The 17,587-nt window shown below is 44.6% G+C and carries 16 protein-coding genes; 14 read left to right on the top strand and 2 right to left on the bottom strand.

From position 1 onward, the window contains the following. Nucleotides 1-4 precede the first annotated feature (4 nt). The 14 genes from DW033_RS00260 (at nt 5) to DW033_RS00195 (ending at nt 14,654) form a co-directional block, all read left to right on the top strand. Nucleotides 5-979, top strand: coding sequence for a hypothetical protein (locus tag DW033_RS00260; protein ID WP_044544754.1), 975 nt, complete (start codon nt 5-7; stop codon nt 977-979). 3 nt (nt 980-982) lie between these two features. Continuing rightward, a complete protein-coding gene (locus tag DW033_RS00255; RefSeq protein ID WP_005862644.1) occupies nt 983-1,969 on the top strand; it encodes a VWA domain-containing protein in 987 nt (328 codons plus the stop codon). Between the two features lie 13 nt (nt 1,970-1,982). Continuing rightward, nucleotides 1,983-3,002 (top strand): VWA domain-containing protein, encoded by a 1,020-nt coding sequence (locus DW033_RS00250; protein ID WP_005857235.1) that lies wholly within the window; start codon nt 1,983-1,985, stop codon nt 3,000-3,002. 12 nt (nt 3,003-3,014) lie between these two features. After that, a complete protein-coding gene (locus DW033_RS00245; RefSeq protein WP_005862642.1) occupies nt 3,015-3,755 on the top strand; it encodes a tetratricopeptide repeat protein in 741 nt (246 codons plus the stop codon). A 32-nt stretch (nt 3,756-3,787) separates the two neighbouring features. Further along, nucleotides 3,788-5,599, top strand: a complete 1,812-nt coding sequence (locus DW033_RS00240; RefSeq protein WP_048927246.1) for a BatD family protein — start codon at nt 3,788-3,790, stop codon at nt 5,597-5,599. 4 nt (nt 5,600-5,603) lie between these two features. Further along, nucleotides 5,604-6,371 (top strand): tetratricopeptide repeat protein, encoded by a 768-nt coding sequence (locus tag DW033_RS00235; RefSeq protein ID WP_008779812.1) that lies wholly within the window; start codon nt 5,604-5,606, stop codon nt 6,369-6,371. 3 nt (nt 6,372-6,374) lie between these two features. After that, on the top strand, nt 6,375-7,067 hold the full coding sequence (locus tag DW033_RS00230) for a phosphatase PAP2 family protein (protein WP_008772270.1): 693 nt from the start codon (nt 6,375-6,377) through the stop codon (nt 7,065-7,067). Nucleotides 7,068-7,206: 139 nt separating this feature from the next. Continuing rightward, entirely contained in the window at nt 7,207-7,479 is a 273-nt protein-coding gene (locus tag DW033_RS00225; RefSeq protein ID WP_005862635.1) for a hypothetical protein, read from the top strand. Between the two features lie 114 nt (nt 7,480-7,593). After that, nucleotides 7,594-8,712 carry a universal stress protein gene (locus DW033_RS00220; protein ID WP_005862634.1) on the top strand — a complete coding sequence of 373 codons (1,119 nt, stop codon included), beginning with the start codon at nt 7,594-7,596 and terminating at the stop codon, nt 8,710-8,712. Nucleotides 8,713-8,831: 119 nt separating this feature from the next. After that, the gene (locus DW033_RS00215; protein WP_005862631.1) at nt 8,832-9,596 is read left to right on the top strand and encodes a hypothetical protein; all 765 of its coding nucleotides are present in this window, start codon (nt 8,832-8,834) and stop codon (nt 9,594-9,596) included. Between the two features lie 72 nt (nt 9,597-9,668). After that, nucleotides 9,669-10,274: a rhomboid family intramembrane serine protease gene (locus DW033_RS00210; protein WP_005862629.1), complete on the top strand. Its 606-nt coding sequence runs from the start codon at nt 9,669-9,671 to the stop codon at nt 10,272-10,274. A 98-nt stretch (nt 10,275-10,372) separates the two neighbouring features. Then, on the top strand, nt 10,373-11,821 hold the full coding sequence (locus tag DW033_RS00205) for a hypothetical protein (RefSeq protein ID WP_122382274.1): 1,449 nt from the start codon (nt 10,373-10,375) through the stop codon (nt 11,819-11,821). Next, nucleotides 11,793-13,124 (top strand): GDSL-type esterase/lipase family protein, encoded by a 1,332-nt coding sequence (locus DW033_RS00200; protein WP_057326543.1) that lies wholly within the window; start codon nt 11,793-11,795, stop codon nt 13,122-13,124. Before DW033_RS00205 ends, DW033_RS00200 begins: the two co-directional genes overlap by 29 nt. A 9-nt stretch (nt 13,125-13,133) precedes the next feature. After that, nucleotides 13,134-14,654, top strand: a complete 1,521-nt coding sequence (locus DW033_RS00195; protein WP_011966257.1) for an MBOAT family protein — start codon at nt 13,134-13,136, stop codon at nt 14,652-14,654. A gap of 277 nt (nt 14,655-14,931) precedes the next feature. On the opposite strand, the gene DW033_RS00190 is transcribed toward DW033_RS00195, so the two are convergent. Beyond that, nucleotides 14,932-16,221, bottom strand: a complete 1,290-nt coding sequence (locus DW033_RS00190) for a mechanosensitive ion channel family protein (RefSeq protein WP_057326544.1) — start codon at nt 16,219-16,221, stop codon at nt 14,932-14,934. Nucleotides 16,222-16,290: 69 nt separating this feature from the next. Then, on the bottom strand, nt 16,291-17,460 hold the full coding sequence (locus tag DW033_RS00185) for a mechanosensitive ion channel family protein (protein ID WP_005857209.1): 1,170 nt from the start codon (nt 17,458-17,460) through the stop codon (nt 16,291-16,293). Nucleotides 17,461-17,587: the final 127 nt, after the last annotated feature.

The following is a 17,587-nucleotide window of genomic DNA, read 5'->3' as shown; positions in this document are numbered from 1 at the left end:
GCAGATGAAATTGATAAAGAAAAGTATCCTGTTTCTGGTCGCCGCCGCTTCCCTCGTGGGGGGAAGGGCATATGCGCAAAGGCCGTTGATCGATGTCGCTATCGACTCGGCCGCCATATTGATCGGAGAGCAGACTACCTTGCACCTTACGGTAACGGCGGATAAGGATCGCCCTGTGCAGATCGTGATCCCGAACGATACCTTGATGACGGGTGTGGAGGTGTTGAATCTCTCCAAGGCGGACTCCACGGAGATCGAGAACGACCGGCTCGTTATCAAGCAGGATGTATTGATTACCTCGTTTGATTCGTCACTCTATCTATTACCTCCGTTGAAGGTGATAGACGGGGTGGATACCGTATATTCCAACCAAGTCGCCTTGAAGGTCTCCACGATTCCCGTGAACGCGGACAAGCCGGAGGAGTTCAACGACATCAAGACCGTATGGAAGCCGCCTTTCGTATGGGCCGATTATTATCCGATCATTTACGGGATCTTGCTGGCCCTGTTCTTGATTTGCGTGATCGCCTATATCGTGAAACGGATCCGTGCGAAGAAGTCGTTGATCCCATTCAAGAAAGAGGAGCCGAAACTTCCGCCTCACGAGCAGGCTATCAAGGAACTGGACGAGATCAAGCAACAGAAACTCTGGCAGCAAGGACGAAGCAAGGAGTATTACACCTTGATCACGGATACGCTGCGTAAGTATATCGAGGAACGTTTCGGTATCAATGCCATGGAGATGACTTCCGGTGAGATCTTGGAGCTGATCCGCAAGAACTCTGAGGCGCAGAGCGTGTACGATAACTTGAGGCAGATTCTGCAATTGGCCGACTTCGTGAAATTCGCCAAGATGAACCCGCTGCCGGATGAGAATGATTTGAGTATGATGAATGCGTATTTGTTCGTGAACCAGACGAAGGTGGAGGAGATGCAAGAGCCCGAATCTACGAACGATACAACTAATTTAAAGGATTAAGAGATGGTATTTGCGAATCCTAATTATTTATATTTATTGTTGTTGCTCATTCCGATGATCGGATGGTACGTCTACAAGCTGAGCAAGAGTCAGGCCAGCTTGCAGGTCTCCTCGTCGGAGGCGTTCGAGGCGCCGGGAGCGACATCATGGATCGTGTACTTGCGTCACGTGCCTTTCGTGTTGCGTATGGTAGCGGTAGCGTTGCTGATCGTGATCTTGGCCCGTCCGCAATCCACGAATAGTTGGTCCAATTCTTCCACGGAAGGTATCGATATCATGTTGGCGATGGATATCTCGGGGAGTATGCTGGCGCAAGACTTGAAACCGAACCGCTTGGAGGCGGCGAAGGATGTGGCCGCGTCGTTCATCAACGGCCGTCCGAACGATAACATCGGTCTCGTGGTCTTTTCTGCCGAGAGCTTTACGCAATGCCCGTTGACAACCGATCATACGGTCTTGCTGAATCTCTTCAAGGATATCCAAAGCGGTATGATCCAAGACGGAACGGCTATCGGGTTGGGCTTGGCGAATGCCGTGAGCCGTATCAAGGACAGCCACGCTAAGTCGAAGGTGATCATCCTTCTGACCGATGGTTCGAACAACGCCGGCGAGATCGCTCCGGTTACCGCCGCTGAGATCGCCAAGACGTTCGGCGTGCGTGTCTATACGATCGGAGTCGGAACGAAAGGCATGGCGCCGTATCCGTTCCAGACCGCTTTCGGCGTGCAGTACCAGAATATACCGGTAGAGATCGACGAGGCTACGTTGAAGCAGATCGCCTCTACCACGGGCGGGCAATATTTCCGTGCTACGGACAACGCCAGCCTGAAGGAGATCTATTCCGAGATCGACCAGATGGAGAAGACCAAGATCAGCGTACAGGAGTACAGCAAGAAGCAGGAGGAGTATAAGAACTGGGCCTTGCTGGTGTTCGCCTTGTTGCTGGTGGAGATCTTATTGAGAAATACATTGTTGAGAAATATACCATAAAGATAAAAGGCTTATGTTTCGATTTGCGCATCCGGACTTTTTATATTTGCTTTTTCTCCTTCCCGCATTGGTGGCGTTCTACGTGTATGCCATGATCGTGAAGAAGAAAGCGATAAAGAAATACGGTAACCCTACGTTGTTGGCCGAGTTGATGCCCGAGGTATCGACCAAGCGCCAGCATCTGAAGTTTTGGCTGTTGTTCGGAGCCATTACCATGGTTATCTTTATTATAGCGGGGCCTCAATTCGGCTCGAAACTGGAGACGGTGAAGCGTCAGGGAGTAGAGATCATGGTGTGTCTGGACGTATCCAACTCCATGTTGGCCGAGGACGTGTCGCCCAACCGTTTGGATAAAGCCAAACAGATGCTATCCCGATTGACGGACGGCTTTACGAATGATAAGGTAGGTTTGATCGTGTTCGCCGGCGACGCTTTCACGCAGTTGCCGATCACCTCGGATTATATCTCCGCCAAGATGTTCTTGTCCTCTATCAACCCGTCGATGGTCTCTACGCAAGGTACGGCGATCGGTGCCGCCATCAACTTGGCCGCCCGTTCCTTTACCCCGGACGAGACGACCGATAAGGCGATCATCTTGATCACCGACGGCGAGAACCATGAGGACGACGCTATCGGTGCCGCCAAAGCCGCCGCCGAGAAGGGCATCCACGTGAACATCGTGGGAATGGGTGATCCGAAAGGTTCTCCGATCCCCATCCAAGGAAGTAATAATTATATGAAGGATAAGGACGGAAACGTGGTGATCACGAAGCTGAACGAGCAGATGGGTCAAGAGATCGCCGCCGCCGGAAACGGTATGTACGTACGTGCGGACAATACGAACTCCGCCCTGAAAGCCCTTCAGAAAGAAATCGAGAAAATGAACAAGACGGAGCTGGATAGCAAGGTCTATTCCGAGTATGACGAGCAGTTCCAGATTTTCGCTTGGATAGCTTTGTTCCTCTTGATCGCCGATTTCATGACCTTGGATCGTAAGAACCGTATATTTAGGAAAGTAAAATTATTCTCTTAATTCGACGAAGTGATGAGACGTATATATAAATCTATGATATGGGTATCGGTCTTGGCGCTCAGTGCCGGGGCGGTCTCTGCTCAGAAAGCGGAACGGAAGAACGTGCGTGAGGGGAATAAACTTTATGAGAGCGAGAAATACACCGAGTCCGAGATCGCTTATCGCAAGAGCTTGGAGGTGAATCCCCGCTCTACGGAAGGAACCTATAATCTGGGAAACTCCCTATACAAGCAAGGCAAGTTCCCCGAGGCCGCCGAGCAATATCAATTGATCGCCGGGCAAGGGGAGAAGATGGTGGCTACGCCGGAAGGGAAGGCACGCTTGTCGGAGGTGTATCATAACATGGGAAATATCTTCATGCAGAACAAGGATTACGGCAAGGCCGTGGAGGTGTATAAGCAATCGCTTCGCTTGAACCCGAAAGATGACGAGACCCGTTATAACTTGGCCTTGGCCCAAAAACTGCTGTCGGATCAGCAGAATCAGGATCAGAGCCAAGATCAACAGAACGACGACAAGCAGGAGAACAAGGATCAGAAGGACGATCAGCAGCAACAGCAACAACAACAGCCGCAAGACGACCAGAAACAGGATAAGACCCAAGAGCAACAGCAATCCAACGAGCAAATGAGCAAGGACAATGCCCAGCAGATGTTGGATGCCTTCCTGCAAGACGAGAAAGACACTCAAGAGAAAGTGAAGAAGGCGCAGATGCAACAGCAACAACGCCGGAAGACCGAGAAGGAGTGGTAAACTGGATAATTAACGAAAAAATGAGATACACAATGAGGAAATTAATTTTCTTATTCATCCTGATGTTAACGGTTGGGGTGGCGACAAAGGCCGCGGATGTGACCTTCAAGGCCTCGGCGCCCCAAGCGGTGGTAATGGGAGAGCAGTTTCGCTTAACTTTCACCGTCAATGCCGAAGGCAAGGATTTGAGAGTGCAGGAGATGCCAGACTTTGACGTATTAATGGGTCCCTCCCAATCCACCTCCTATAGCAGTAGCTGGGTGAACGGGAAGAGTACCAGCGAGACAACCGTTACGTATACGTATGTCTTGATGCCGAAGAAGGAAGGTACGTTTAATATAGCTCCGGCAACGATCAAGGTGAACGGCTCTAATTATACATCGAATGGCTTGGCCATCAAGGTGCTTCCGGCGGATAAGGCGGGTAAGCAAGAGGCGGAGACAACGACGGCGAGCGGGGCGATCTCTAACGATCGGCTGTTCGTGAAGATGGACGTATCCAAACGAAGCGTGTTCGAGCAAGAAGGTTTCTTGGTGACTTTCAAGGTCTATTCCTTGGAAAATTTCTCGATTACGGGATTGAAATATCCGGAGTTCGAGGGTTTCTTGGTACAAGAGGTTGAGTTGCCGCAAGAGAAACAACTGACCTTGGAAAACTACAACGGGCGTAACTACCAGTCGGCCGTGATGCGTCAGGTGATCCTGTATCCCCAACGTTCCGGTAAGATCACGATCGAAGGTGGAAAGTATGATGCCGTGGTGCGTGTCCGTATGCAACAAGCGGGCGGCGGTAGCATCTTCGATAGCTTCTTCGACTCGTATCGGGATGTGAGCAAGGTGTTGACCACCTCTCCGGTTACTATCGACGTGAAGCCTTTGCCCTCCGGTAAGCCCGCTTCTTTCTCCGGTGCCGTAGGTACGTTCTCCATGACGGCTAATATCAGCTCGAACAACGTCAAGACAGACGAGGCTGTAACCATAAAGGTGAAAATCACGGGTAACGGAAACGTGAAGTTGGTGAAGAACCCGGAAGTGGTTTTCCCGAACGATTTCGATGTCTACGACCCAAAAGTAGAGATGGACATCAAGACCACGACTGCCGGTGTCAGTGGAAGCAAGACGATCGAATATATGGCGATACCCCGTTACGCAGGTGATTTCGAGATCCCGGCGATCGCTTTCTCCTATTTCGATATCAAGTCCGGTTCCTATAAGACCATCAAGTCCGAGCCTTATAAGTTGCATGTGGAGCAAGGCAAGGGTGGTAGTGGTTCTTCCCCGGTCGTATCGAACTTCAGTAATAAAGAGAGCGTGAAATACTTAGGCAAGGATATCCGTTACCTAAAGACGAAAGGCTTCTCCTTTATCGAGGGAGGTGATGGTATTTTCTTCGGTTCCTTTATGTATTATCTTTGCTATATCGTACCGGCTATCTTGTTTATCGTATTCTTCTTTATTTATCGTAAGCAGGTGAAGGAAAACGCCGACATCGCCTTGGTTCGTACCAAGAAGGCGAACAAGATGGCGGTTAGACGTCTGAAGAACGCCGGCAAGCTGATGAAAGAGAACAAGAAGGAAGAATTCTACGACGAGGTACTGCGTGCGTTGTGGGGCTATTTGAGCGATAAGCTGAGTATCCCGCAATCCGATCTGACCAAGGATAACGTAGAGACAGAATTGGCTAAATACGGTGTAGACGAATCCTTGACGAATGAGTTCATGGATATCTTGAATACTTGTGAGTTCGCTCGTTACGCTCCGTCCCAAGCGTCAGACGCTATGGATAAGCTGTATGAGCTGACGGTAGACGCTATTGGTAAAATGGAGAATACAATTAAAAAGTAAGAAGATGAAGATGACTATAAATTTAAGAAAGGTATTGTTTTTCTTATTGACTCTATGTCTGATAGGATCCGCTTATGCGCAAGATACCGCCTTGAAGGAGGCCGAGGTCGCTTATACGAAAGAAGATTATGCGAAGGCGATCGAGCTATATGAGGGAATCTTGAAGAGCAATGGCGAGTCTGCCGCCGTTTATTATAATTTGGGAAATGCCTATTATAAGGCGGGTAAGATCGCTCCGGCTATATTGAACTACGAACGTTGTCTTCTGCTGGATCCGGGTGATAGCGATGCTCGCTTCAATTTACAGATGGCCCGTCAGAAGACGATCGATAAGATTGAGCCGGTTGGTGATTTTTTCTTGGTCAAATGGTTTAAGAGCGTGGAGAACCTCGGTTCCGCAGACTCTTGGGCGAAGACAGGTATCGTGTGCTTCCTGTTGTTTATCGGTTGCTTGATCTTGTTCTTTTTCTCCCGTTGGGTACGCTTGAAGAAGATCGGTTTCTATTTGGGTGTCCTATTTATTATCATGGTTGTTTTTGCCAATATATTCGCCAGCGACCAGAAGGATGAGATGATAAACCGTAAACATGCCATCGTATTCGCCCCGACCGTTACGGTGAAAAGCTCGCCCGACGCTAGCGGTACGGATCTTTTCGTATTACATGAGGGAACGAACGTGACCGTGAAGAGTACGCTCGGCGAATGGAGCGAGATCGAGCTTGAGGATGGGAACGTAGGATGGATGCCTAGTAAAGACATAGAAAAAATCTGATACATGCTAGAACAATTATTGGTTTGGGAACGTGATGCGTTCTTTATGCTTAACGGTAGCGACTCCGCTTTTTTAGATCGCTTTATGTGGATCTATTCAGGCAAGGCGGTTTGGCTACCGTTAGCCTTTTTTATATTGGTGGTATTGTGCTATAAGAAGAACTGGAAGGAGTGGTTGTTGATCTTATTGGCCATAGTCTTGACGATCACGCTATGCGACCAGTTCGCTTCGCATGTTTGTAAGCCCATCTTCACCCGTTTCCGTCCGACTCATCACCCTGATTTTATGGATCAGGTAAAGGTGGTGTTCGGTTATCGGGGAGGTATGTATGGATTTATCTCCAGCCATGCGGCGAACGCTTTCGGTTTCGCTACCTTGATGGCGCTGATCTTCCGGAATAAGCTATTTGGATGGACTATTTTCTTTTGGGCGATTTTGACTTCCTATACTCGTATTTATTTAGGAGTGCATTTTATCACGGATATTATTCCGGGAGCTTTATCCGGTCTGCTATTCGGGTATCTTGTATATCTGTTATACCTCTATATAAGGCCTAAATTGATTCCGGCAGATTCTTGGGTACGTCCGGAGGCCATTTACTCGGATACCCGGAAACGTTTGATCACCTATGCGATTTGGTTGACCATCCTTTTAATAGCTCTATTTAATGAGCAATTGGTATCGTGCTTAATATAAGAGATTTTCGTTAAGTATGTCGTAAAGCATATTTGTTTTCAGCTGATTTTCTCAATAATAATTTGTTTCAATGCTATTAAATGACTAAGTTAGTGCCATAATATTAAACAAAAGTATTAACCTTCAAAATAAGAAAGCCATGACAAAGACGATTACATTTAACGAACTGAGAAGAATTAAAGATTCGTTACCTGACGGAAGTATACAACGCATCGCTGATGAGTTGGGATTAAAGGTTGAGACAGTTCGCAACTATTTCGGTGGACATAATTTTCAAGATGGACGGAGTTGTGGTTTCCATATCGAGCCCGGTCCAGACGGAGGGTTGGTTGTTTTAGATGATACGACTATTTTCGAGCGTGCTTTGCAGATACTGGCCGAGAGTCAGGATGCCGAAGCACAGAAAGCGTAAGAGAAATTCATTCGTATAAAAAATCCCATAGCTAAATGAAAGAACGCTTTGGGATTTTTTTATATTCAACAATTCATAAATCCCGATTGTTTCATCTATAAAAATGTATTGAGTATGGAAGATAAATTAGTGACATTGGCTATCCACACGTTCGAGAAAGCCCAGATTCTCAAGACAATCCTCGAAACAGAAGGCATAGAGGTCTATATACATAATGTAAACCAGATTCAGCCGGTCGTTTCGGCAGGAGTGCGTGTGCGTATTAAGGAGAGTGATTTACCGCATGCTTTACGCATTATTGAAGACAATAAGTGGTTTGAGGAACCAAAGGAGGAAGAGGCGAAGGTTAATGCGGTCAAGAAAGTTCTGATCCCGATTGATTTCTCGGATTATTCCGCCAAGGCTTGTGAGTTGGGAATTAATTACGCTCATGCGGTAGGTGCGGAGGTGATGATCATGCACGCCTATTTCAGCCCCTATTTTCCATCTGCTATCCCGATGGGAGATACATTAGCTTACCAAGTAAACGAGGAGGAATCCGTACAGCATATCTTACAACGTGTCCGTATCGATATGGAGAATATTTGTACGCATATCAACCGGAAGATGTCCTCTGGCGAATTACCCAAGGTAAAATACGATTATGTATTACGTGAAGGCTTGCCGGAAGAGGAGATCATCGCTTATAGCAAGGAGTATCATCCGACATTGATCGTGATGGGAACGAGAGGTAAGAGCCAAAAAGATATGGATCTGATCGGTAGCGTGACCGGAGAGGTTATCGAGGTGAACCGGGTTCCTGTATTGGCGATACCGGAGAATGTTCCTTTCACGGATTTGAGAGACGCTAAGAATATCGCTTTCGCTACATCGTTTAACCAGAGAGATTTGGTCGCTTTCGACGAGTTCATGGAAATCATCAAAGGCTTTGATTTTAATATTCATCTATTCAATATCTCTACCAGCAAAGATGAATGGAATGAGATTCGTTTGACAGGCGTCCGTGAATATTTCAAGAAACAATATCCACATGCCCATATTTCCCATACGGTGCTTGCCGATGGTGACTTGCTGTTAGCCATCGAGAAATTTGTTCGTGATAAACAAATTGATGTTATAGCCCTAAGCACATATCGCCGTAATATCCTAGCCCGAATGTTCAATCCTTCGATCGCGAGAAAGATGTTATTCCACACCGATACTCCGTTATTGGTAATCGATAGCAAGAAGTAGCTTCTTATTCAAGTAACAAATAAAAAAGTGGATATGAGAAAAGGCTTATCCACTTTTTTATTATATACCATGTGCTTAAAGCAATCTTTGTATCTTTGGCGAAAAAATATAAGGATAGTATGTGGGAAAGAATGTTTGATCTGGTACTTGGATTAAAGAAAGAACATAGATTAATGATGGTTATAACATTGATTTATGCGGTGACCCTCTTTGGTATTACTGTAGATGTAGAAGCGATGGAGAATTGGCTGCAATTAGTGGGGTATACCATACGTACTTTATGTATTGCTTGTATTATACAGCTTAGTGTGTTCTTTTTGACAAATATTTTTTGGAAGGAACTAAACAGAGGCTTGAATAAAACATTTGTTGTTATTAGTGGTAATGTGTTGTCTTTAGCTTTCTTACTTTTCCCTTTTTCTATATCATATATAGATATGACTGCTGAAAGTATGAAATTGAGTTCTTTGAATACAGAAAGAAATAGAATTGATAGTATGGTCCGGTACTATGAGAATTTAAAAAGTCTAGATTCTTCTTTTTCAGAGAATCTAGATTCTTTAATATTGGAAGAAAAGAAAACATTGATTCGGGTTATAAAAGAGATTGATTTAAAGCAATTCAAAATAGAAGAGAAACAGAAAAGATATGAAAAGCCATTAGTCTCCATCCTATTTCTTTTGCAAATATTCGGTTTTTATATATTGATTCTATATTCTTCCTATTTTGATAGGACGAATAAGGTGAATCGTGTTATCGCAGTGGAAAATATTCCTGATCGAAAGAAAGTAAGGAGCTATTTTTGCGATAAAGTTTTGAAGCCTTTGGTTTTACTGTTATCTGTTTTTCTTTGGGGATTCTTGTTTTTCCTTTGGCTTAGATAATATATACCTGATATTTGTATAAACCGGAATTTATGCTTTGCTTTGTGGCTCATCAGAAAAACAATAGAATATATGATTACTTATTTAATTATTGGAATAACAGTGATTCTCTCTTTTATCTGTTTTAGTAATAGGGAGTTATTTATGAAATTAGCGTTTATCCCATATCGTACGATCCGGAATCATGAATATTATCGTATCGTGACACATGGATTTATCCATGCGGATATGACACATTTGCTAGTGAATATGTTCACGTTCTGGTCATTTGGTCTCTATATTGAACGAACGTTTCGATATATGGGATTCGGCAGTGGGGCTTATCTGGCTCTTTATTTCGGGGGAATGATCGTGGCTTCGCTTTATGATTTGATAAAACGACGTAATGATCCGTATTATGTCTCTATCGGTGCGTCTGGAGCGGTATCGGCGGTTCTATTTACCTCTATATTCCTTGATCCTTGGGGAAAGATCTTGTTTTTCGCCGTGCTGCCTGTCCCCGGAATCGTATTCGGCTTGCTATACCTGGCCTATTGCCAGTATATGGCGAAACAAACAGGAGATAACATAAATCATAATGCCCATTTCTACGGGGCTATTTATGGATTGATTTTCCCAATGCTGCTGGAGCCTTCGTTATTGCATCTCTTTTTGTCTCAACTTACGTTTAAGGGATGATCCACCCTGAACGGATAATTTAAGGTTATTTTTTGTCCGAAGATTATTTCCGGGTAGGTAAACTTGTCTATCTTTGTCCCCTTATAAGCAAAAGTTAGATGAACAAAGATAATAATTTGGGTAGAGTGTTAGCGTTACTGTCGCTGACGTTGTTGATGAGCTTTGGTTTATATAGCCTTCCGGATACATTGTTCGGGTATAAGATCAAAAAGGTAGATCTTTTATCGGATTTCAAGGTGAAAGAGGAAAAGCTCTCCTTGGATTCTTTGAAACAACAATTGGAACAAGCGAACACCCTTCAAGTAGATTCGGTAGCATTAAGGGATTCTATCATGCGTTCCGCCGGAATAGATTCTGCGGCTTTGGCCCTTCGTGATTCGTTATACAAAGCGGTCTATGCTGTTCAAGGGGCGGATTCGCTGGGGGCTCATATCGAGGACTATTCTCTTGGACATATCGGTTTGCAACGATTCTTCGCCGCCTTAAAAAACAGGCGGGAATTGAATCGTCCGGTACGTGTGGCCTTCCTTGGAGATTCTTTTATCGAAGGAGATATTATGGTGGCCGATTTCCGTTCCGGGATGCAGAAGGAATTTGGGGGGCGGGGTGTTGGTTTTGTACCGGTCACATCCGTAGCGGCACAGTTCCGTCCAACCGTGGAGCAACGTGCCTCCGGATGGACTACTTGGTCTATGCTGACGGACCATGAGCATGGATATACTTTATCTGGGATGATGTTCGAGGCAAACGAGGAAAACGCCTCCATCCATGTGAAGACGACTAAGCGTTATCCGGAGCTTCAGACGTTCTCTTCTTTGAAACTGATTTATGAGCAGAATAAGAATACGGAGATGCGCTTGGTTTGCAACGCTTCCGCCGATACCCTACAAGAGATGCTTCCCGCCACATCGATCGTAACCCAATACGAGTTGGAAGGGATGTTCACCGAAGCGGATTTCACTTTTAAGAATACTCCGGAGTTCCGGGCATTAGGGGTCGCTATGGAGGATCATTCAGGTGTCGTGGTCGATAATTTCTCTCTTCGGGGAAACTCGGGTATGATATTGGAGCGATTGGATGTTTCCCGTTGCCAAGCATTGAATAAGATCCGTCCGTATGACTTGATTGTCTTGCAGTATGGGTTGAATGTCGTGAGCGATAGCGTGATGAATTATGGATGGTATAGTAGCCGGATGGTAAAGGTCATTAACCATATACAACTTTGTTTTCCGGAAGCTGATATATTGATGTTGGGGGTGTCGGACAGAAGCCGTCAAGACGATGGGGAATTCGAGACGATGCCGGCCGTGTTAGCCTTGCTGCATGCGCAAAGGCAAGCCGCTAAAAAGGCAGGGGTTCCTTTCTGGAATGTATTCGGTGCTATGGGAGGAGAGAACAGTATGGTCCGTTTCGTAGAATTAAACTGGGCTAGTAAGGATTATACGCATTTAAGCTTTAGGGGTGGACGGGAGATTGCCGATGCCTTGCTGAAAGCGTTATTATCAGAAAAAGATTTTTATGATGAAGCGGAGAAAGTGGTTAATTAGTCTGGTTGTTTTAGGAGTGATCATGGGCTTCTCTGTTCCGAAACCTAAAGCCGGAATAAACGGGGATGTATCTCTTGATAGTTTGGCGGTTCGGGATACTGTAGCGTTGCCTCCTTTATCTTATTCTATGAAAGTGGGAAAAGATACGTTGATCTTACCGGATTCTAGTAAGGCGTGGAATAATTTTTTCAATGAACTGGATTCGTTGCGTGCAGGGAAAGATACGGCTATCACGATCGTCCAGTTGGGGGATTCGCATATCCAAGCCGGACATTTAAGCGGTCGTGTCATGCGCCTTTTCCAACAGGCGTTCGGGAATGCCGGACGAGGCTGGATCGCTCCTTTTAAGTTGAGCAAGACCAACGAGCCGGATGATTACTTTATCAAATCCGTCGCTAAGGATTGGATTGCCGGACGTTGTATTCAGCATGTCCGGAAAACCCCGATAGGGATCGGTGGGATCGGGATTAAGTCTGTTTCCCCCTCGATTAATTTTGATGTCGTGATAACTCCGAATAATGGTGCCGGATACGAGTTTAATGAGGCGATCTTATATAGAGGGGAGAAGTCGATGCCCATGCTTCCTGCCGGGGCTTTGAAAGACTCGGTCCAAACATTCCGTGCGGATACCGTATGTGTTTCCGGTGTATTAGCCGACACTTTCCGGATCTCCTGCTTGACCGATACTCTACAATTGCAGAGTACGAGACGGAAAGAGGGCACGAATACATTGCGACCGGCCTCATCCTTTACGAATTTATATTATGGCCTGACACTGAAGAATGGAGGCAGGGGTATCTTATACCATTCCATCGGAGTGAATGGGGCGATGTATGTGAATTATACGGATGAGGCTTATATACGTCAGTTGGCTTTATTAAAACCGTCCTTACTAATCATCTCTATGGGAACCAACGAGACATTCGGCAGACGTTTTAATACCGATGAGTTTTCCGGCCAGATAGAGGCTTTCTTGGCGATCGTCAAGAAGGAGCTGCCGAATACGGCGATCTTACTGACGACTCCTCCGGAATGTTACAAAAGGGTGCGAGTCAATAAGCAGCGAACGTATGTACGTAATGATAATACCGAGCGGGCTGCCCGTGCTATCCGGAATGTAGCGAAGAAAGAAGAGGTCGCTTGCTGGGATTTATTCACTACGACAGGAGGGAAAAACTCGTGCCGCAAATGGCATAGTTCTCGTTTGATGGGACGGGATCGGATTCACTTTACGAAAGAAGGGTATCAAGAACAAGGAACGCTTCTGTTTAGGGCGTTCATGGAATCATATAATAACCGATAAGAATCTTATATGGAATATAATATACTTAGAGATTGGCTTAGTAATCATCAATTCACGTGGGAGAAACTGGGAGATATCCTAACGTATCATCATAATGCCCCGATCTTGTTTAGTAGCGGGTTGTTCTTCTTCTTGTTTATCGGTTTCCTGATGATTTATATGTCGCTAAGGAAACATACGTTGGCTCGCATTATTTACGTGACACTGTTTTCCCTTTATTTCTATTATAAAAGTAGTGGACTTTGGTTCGGGCTGCTGGTATTTACGGCTACTTCCGATTTCTTGATAGCGCAATGTATCTCGCATACGACATCGGTATTAAAACGTAAATTATTCGTTACGCTTAGTCTCTGCATAAACCTAGGTATGCTGGGGTATTTCAAGTATTTCAATTTCCTAGGCGAACTGTTTACTATGGCCGCCGGGGGAGAATGGCTAAAGATGAACATCTTCCTTCCGGTAGGAATCTCTTTCTTTACCTTCCAGAGCATCAGCTATGTAATAGATGTTTATCGGGGACGGATCCAACCTCTCGGCCGTTGGATCGATTATGTTTTCTATGTATCGTTCTTTCCTCAACTGGTTGCCGGGCCAATCGTTCGTGCCCGGGATTTTATCCCTCAAATGTATAAGAATCCTACGGTGACGCGATCTGAGTTTGGTGAGGGATTGTTCCTTATCTTATGTGGTCTTTTCAAGAAAACGGTTATCTCGGATTATATCAGTATGAATTTCGTGGATCGTATTTTTGACGCTCCGTTGCTTTATACGGGTGTGGAGAATTTATTGGGTGTCTATGGGTATGCGCTACAGATTTATTGTGACTTCTCGGGTTATTCGGATATGGCGATCGGTATCGCTCTGTTGTTGGGATTCCGCTTTAATATAAACTTCGACTCTCCCTATCAATCGGCTACGATTACCGAGTTTTGGCGTCGTTGGCATATCTCCCTTTCCTCTTGGTTAAAAGATTATCTGTATATATCCTTAGGGGGGAACCGGAAGGGGAAGATTCGTACCTATATGAATCTGATGATAACGATGCTGCTAGGCGGGTTATGGCATGGGGCTTCCATTAGTTTCATCTTATGGGGAGCCTTACATGGTATAGCTTTGGCTGCGCATAAGTTCATCATGGGGCATTTCAGTAGCTTTAAGGCCTTAGGATGCGAGATGAAGCCTTGGCGACGGGTATTAGGTGTCCTGATTACTTTCCATGTGGTTTGTTTCGGATGGATCTTGTTCCGGGCTACCTCGATGAAGGCCGTGGGAGAGATGCTTCGCCAGATCTTTACGAATTTTCATCCGGAGGTGTTCATGCAATTCGTCTTAGGATATAAAGGGGTGTTTGCGTTGATGGTGATCGGTTATGTGCTGCATTTTATGCCTAAACGCTCTGAGGATGCCTTGAGAGGAGTCGTGACCCGTTCCCCATTATTGATACAGGCCGCTATATTGGCGATAGCGATTTTCATTGTTGTTCAGTTTAAGAGTGCGGGAGTGCAGCCGTTTATTTATTTCCAATTCTAAGGGGACAAACACATATATCGGCATAGCCTCACGCCAGTATAGGCACAACCCTACACTACTAGTGCCGTAAGGCTACGCCGATACTGATTTCATAGGCAAAGTATCTTAGGTTCATTACTGAAGTATCTTAGGATCGTCGGCCGATGCACCTAAGATATTTTTTTGACATCTTAGTGTGTTCCTATCTAATACCGTTGTAGGGGGGAATCCCGCCAGATTTATCAAACGGTTGTGACATTTAAGTCTTGCGTGAGCCGTAAGACTTAAATGAATTCATTTACTCTGGGGGTTGTGAGCCGGCGGGAAGTTTGATGATGATATTCTTCAAATCCGCCCCGGATACATTTTGGAATACGCTTAGTCCGAACTCCGGTATTACTGCAAGTACATGGTCGAATATATCCGCTTGGATTCCTTCATATTCGACCCATACCTTATTGGATGAGAAGCAATAAAGTTCGATGGGAATACCTGTATCAGTCGGTTGTAGATGCCTTACCATGCAGACTAATTCCTTACTTACCTCCGGGAGGCTTCTTAGGTAACGTACGAGATAAGCACGGAAGACACCCAGATTTGTTTGTCTACGTCCGTTCACCCAAATGGAACTATCGATATGATGCTCTTCATTGTATTCATATAATTCCTGTTCTTTTCCGTCGATGTAATCCGTGATAAGAGAGATCTTACGAAATTTCTCTAGCATTTTCGGGGTACAAAAATGTACGCTGTTCATATCGATATTGATAGAGCGCTTGATACGGCGGCCCGGGGATTCGCTCATACCTCTCCAGTTTTGGAAAGCGTCGCTTACTAAGGCGTAAGGAGGGATGGTCGTAATGGTATTGTCAAAGTTTCTTACTTTCACGGCGTTCAATGTCACCTCGATAACCGTGCCGTCCGCACCATATTTACTCATCGTGATCCAGTCCCCGGCCCGGAGCATATCATTGGCGGATAATTGGATGCCGGCAACGAAACCTAAGATCGTATCCTTAAAGACCAACATCAAGATAGCGGCAGACGCACCCAATCCGGCCAGTAAAGAAACCGGGGATTTATTGATAAGAATACTGATAATCAATATCACTCCAATAAAGAAAACCGTAACCTGCAAGATCTGTATGAAGCCTTTTAACGGCTTGTTCTTAAAGGAATCTTTTTTATTATAGATCTCGTGGATCAGATTTAAGGAAGCGTTTATAAACCTTAAAGAAACCGCTATGATATAAATCTGACAAAGTTTTTGGAGCAATATTAAAATCTTCGGTGTCTCTTCGGCTGAGAAGGCGAATGGTAACAATATATAAATCAATATGGCCGGGATCATATGCATCATCTTATTGATGATCTTACGATCCACGATTAAATCGTCCAGTTGATTTTTCGTCTTCCTCGCTAATCGTTTGAACATACCAAGGAAAATATACCGGCAACTATAATCGATCCCAACGGTGACGGCTATAATAAGTAATAAGATCACTATATTGTCTAGGTAACTGGAATTTTCGCTTATCAACCCCATTTGAACTAATAAATTATATACCCATTCTTGTATCTTGCTCATAAATACGATTTTAAACTTTAAGTAGACAATCCGGAGACGAAGATAGGAAAAATAATCCGAACACGTACTTTAGTCTGAATATTGATATACTTTCAATTCAAATTTAGGAATCATAGCGAAGAAATGGTCGAATATATCCGACTGGATCCGTTCATATTCTTTCCATATTTTATTCCGGGAGAAGAAATAAATCTGGACGGGAACACCATATTCCGTGGATTGAAGTTGACTGATAATTAAATCCAAATCTTGATTTACGACAGGAAGACTTGTCAGATAACGCTCTACATATACACGGAATACTTGGGAGTTTGTAGGTACTACATCCTTATCCGGTTGGTAATCCGCTAATAAAGGAATTTCCTTGCGGAATGTATCTAGCATCTCTGGTGTACAGAACTTGATCGTATTCAAATCGAGATAAATGGACTTCATAACCCTACGTCCTCCAGACTCAACCATTCCGCGCCAGTTTTGGAAAGAACTATTTACTAGATTATAAGGCGGGATTGTTGAGATCGTATTATCGAAGTTCTGAACTTTCACGGTGTTTAGGGTTATTTCTTGAACAATACCGTTCGCGTTGGCAGAAGGCATCGTGATCCAGTCGCCGGGTCGCAACATATCATTCGCCGAAAGCTGTATACCTGCCACGAAACCTAATATGCTATCTTTAAATACCAACATAAGAATAGCTGCCGACGCACCTAATCCGGCGAAAAGGGTAGCCGGGGATTTATTGACGAGAATTGCTATAATGACAATGCCGCCAACGAAGAAAACAAGCACTTGTAATACTTGTATAAAGCCTTTCATCGGCCTGTTTTTCATTTTCTCCTGTTGGTTAAACAAATCCAACATCATTAAGAGAAGACCGTTGAGCGCTAACAGCAGGGAAAATATGATATAGACCGCGCAAATCTTCTGGGAAATGAATAATAATTCCTTTCCTCGGATAAAAGCCATCGGGAGCAAAGCATATACTAAAATGCCGGGAATCGTATGTACGAGATAATGTACGACCTTACGTTTAATTAATAACGTATCCCATTTATAATGCGTATGCTTAACGATACTACGTACCCCTCCGACAAAAATAGCTTGGCATAAATAATCTAATCCGATAGCGACCGCCACTAGTAAGATGGCGATGATCGCCTCGTCAAATGTGTTCGCTATTTTCTCGTCTACACCCCATCCGGTGAGGACTTTGTTCATCCAACTACCTAAATTTATCATAATAATCGTTTTTTGATATAACACTACTCTTAAAAATAGGTTCAATCCTACGTTAAATTTGCCCTTTTGTTAAGATTGCTTGTAAATGTAAGCGTATTAATCCAATTGAAAAATGTATCTTTGTGAA

This window comes from Parabacteroides sp. AF39-10AC (genome assembly GCF_003635405.1).
GTDB classification, from domain to species: domain Bacteria; phylum Bacteroidota; class Bacteroidia; order Bacteroidales; family Tannerellaceae; genus Parabacteroides; species Parabacteroides distasonis.
This window is presented reverse-complemented; position numbering and strand designations above follow the sequence as displayed.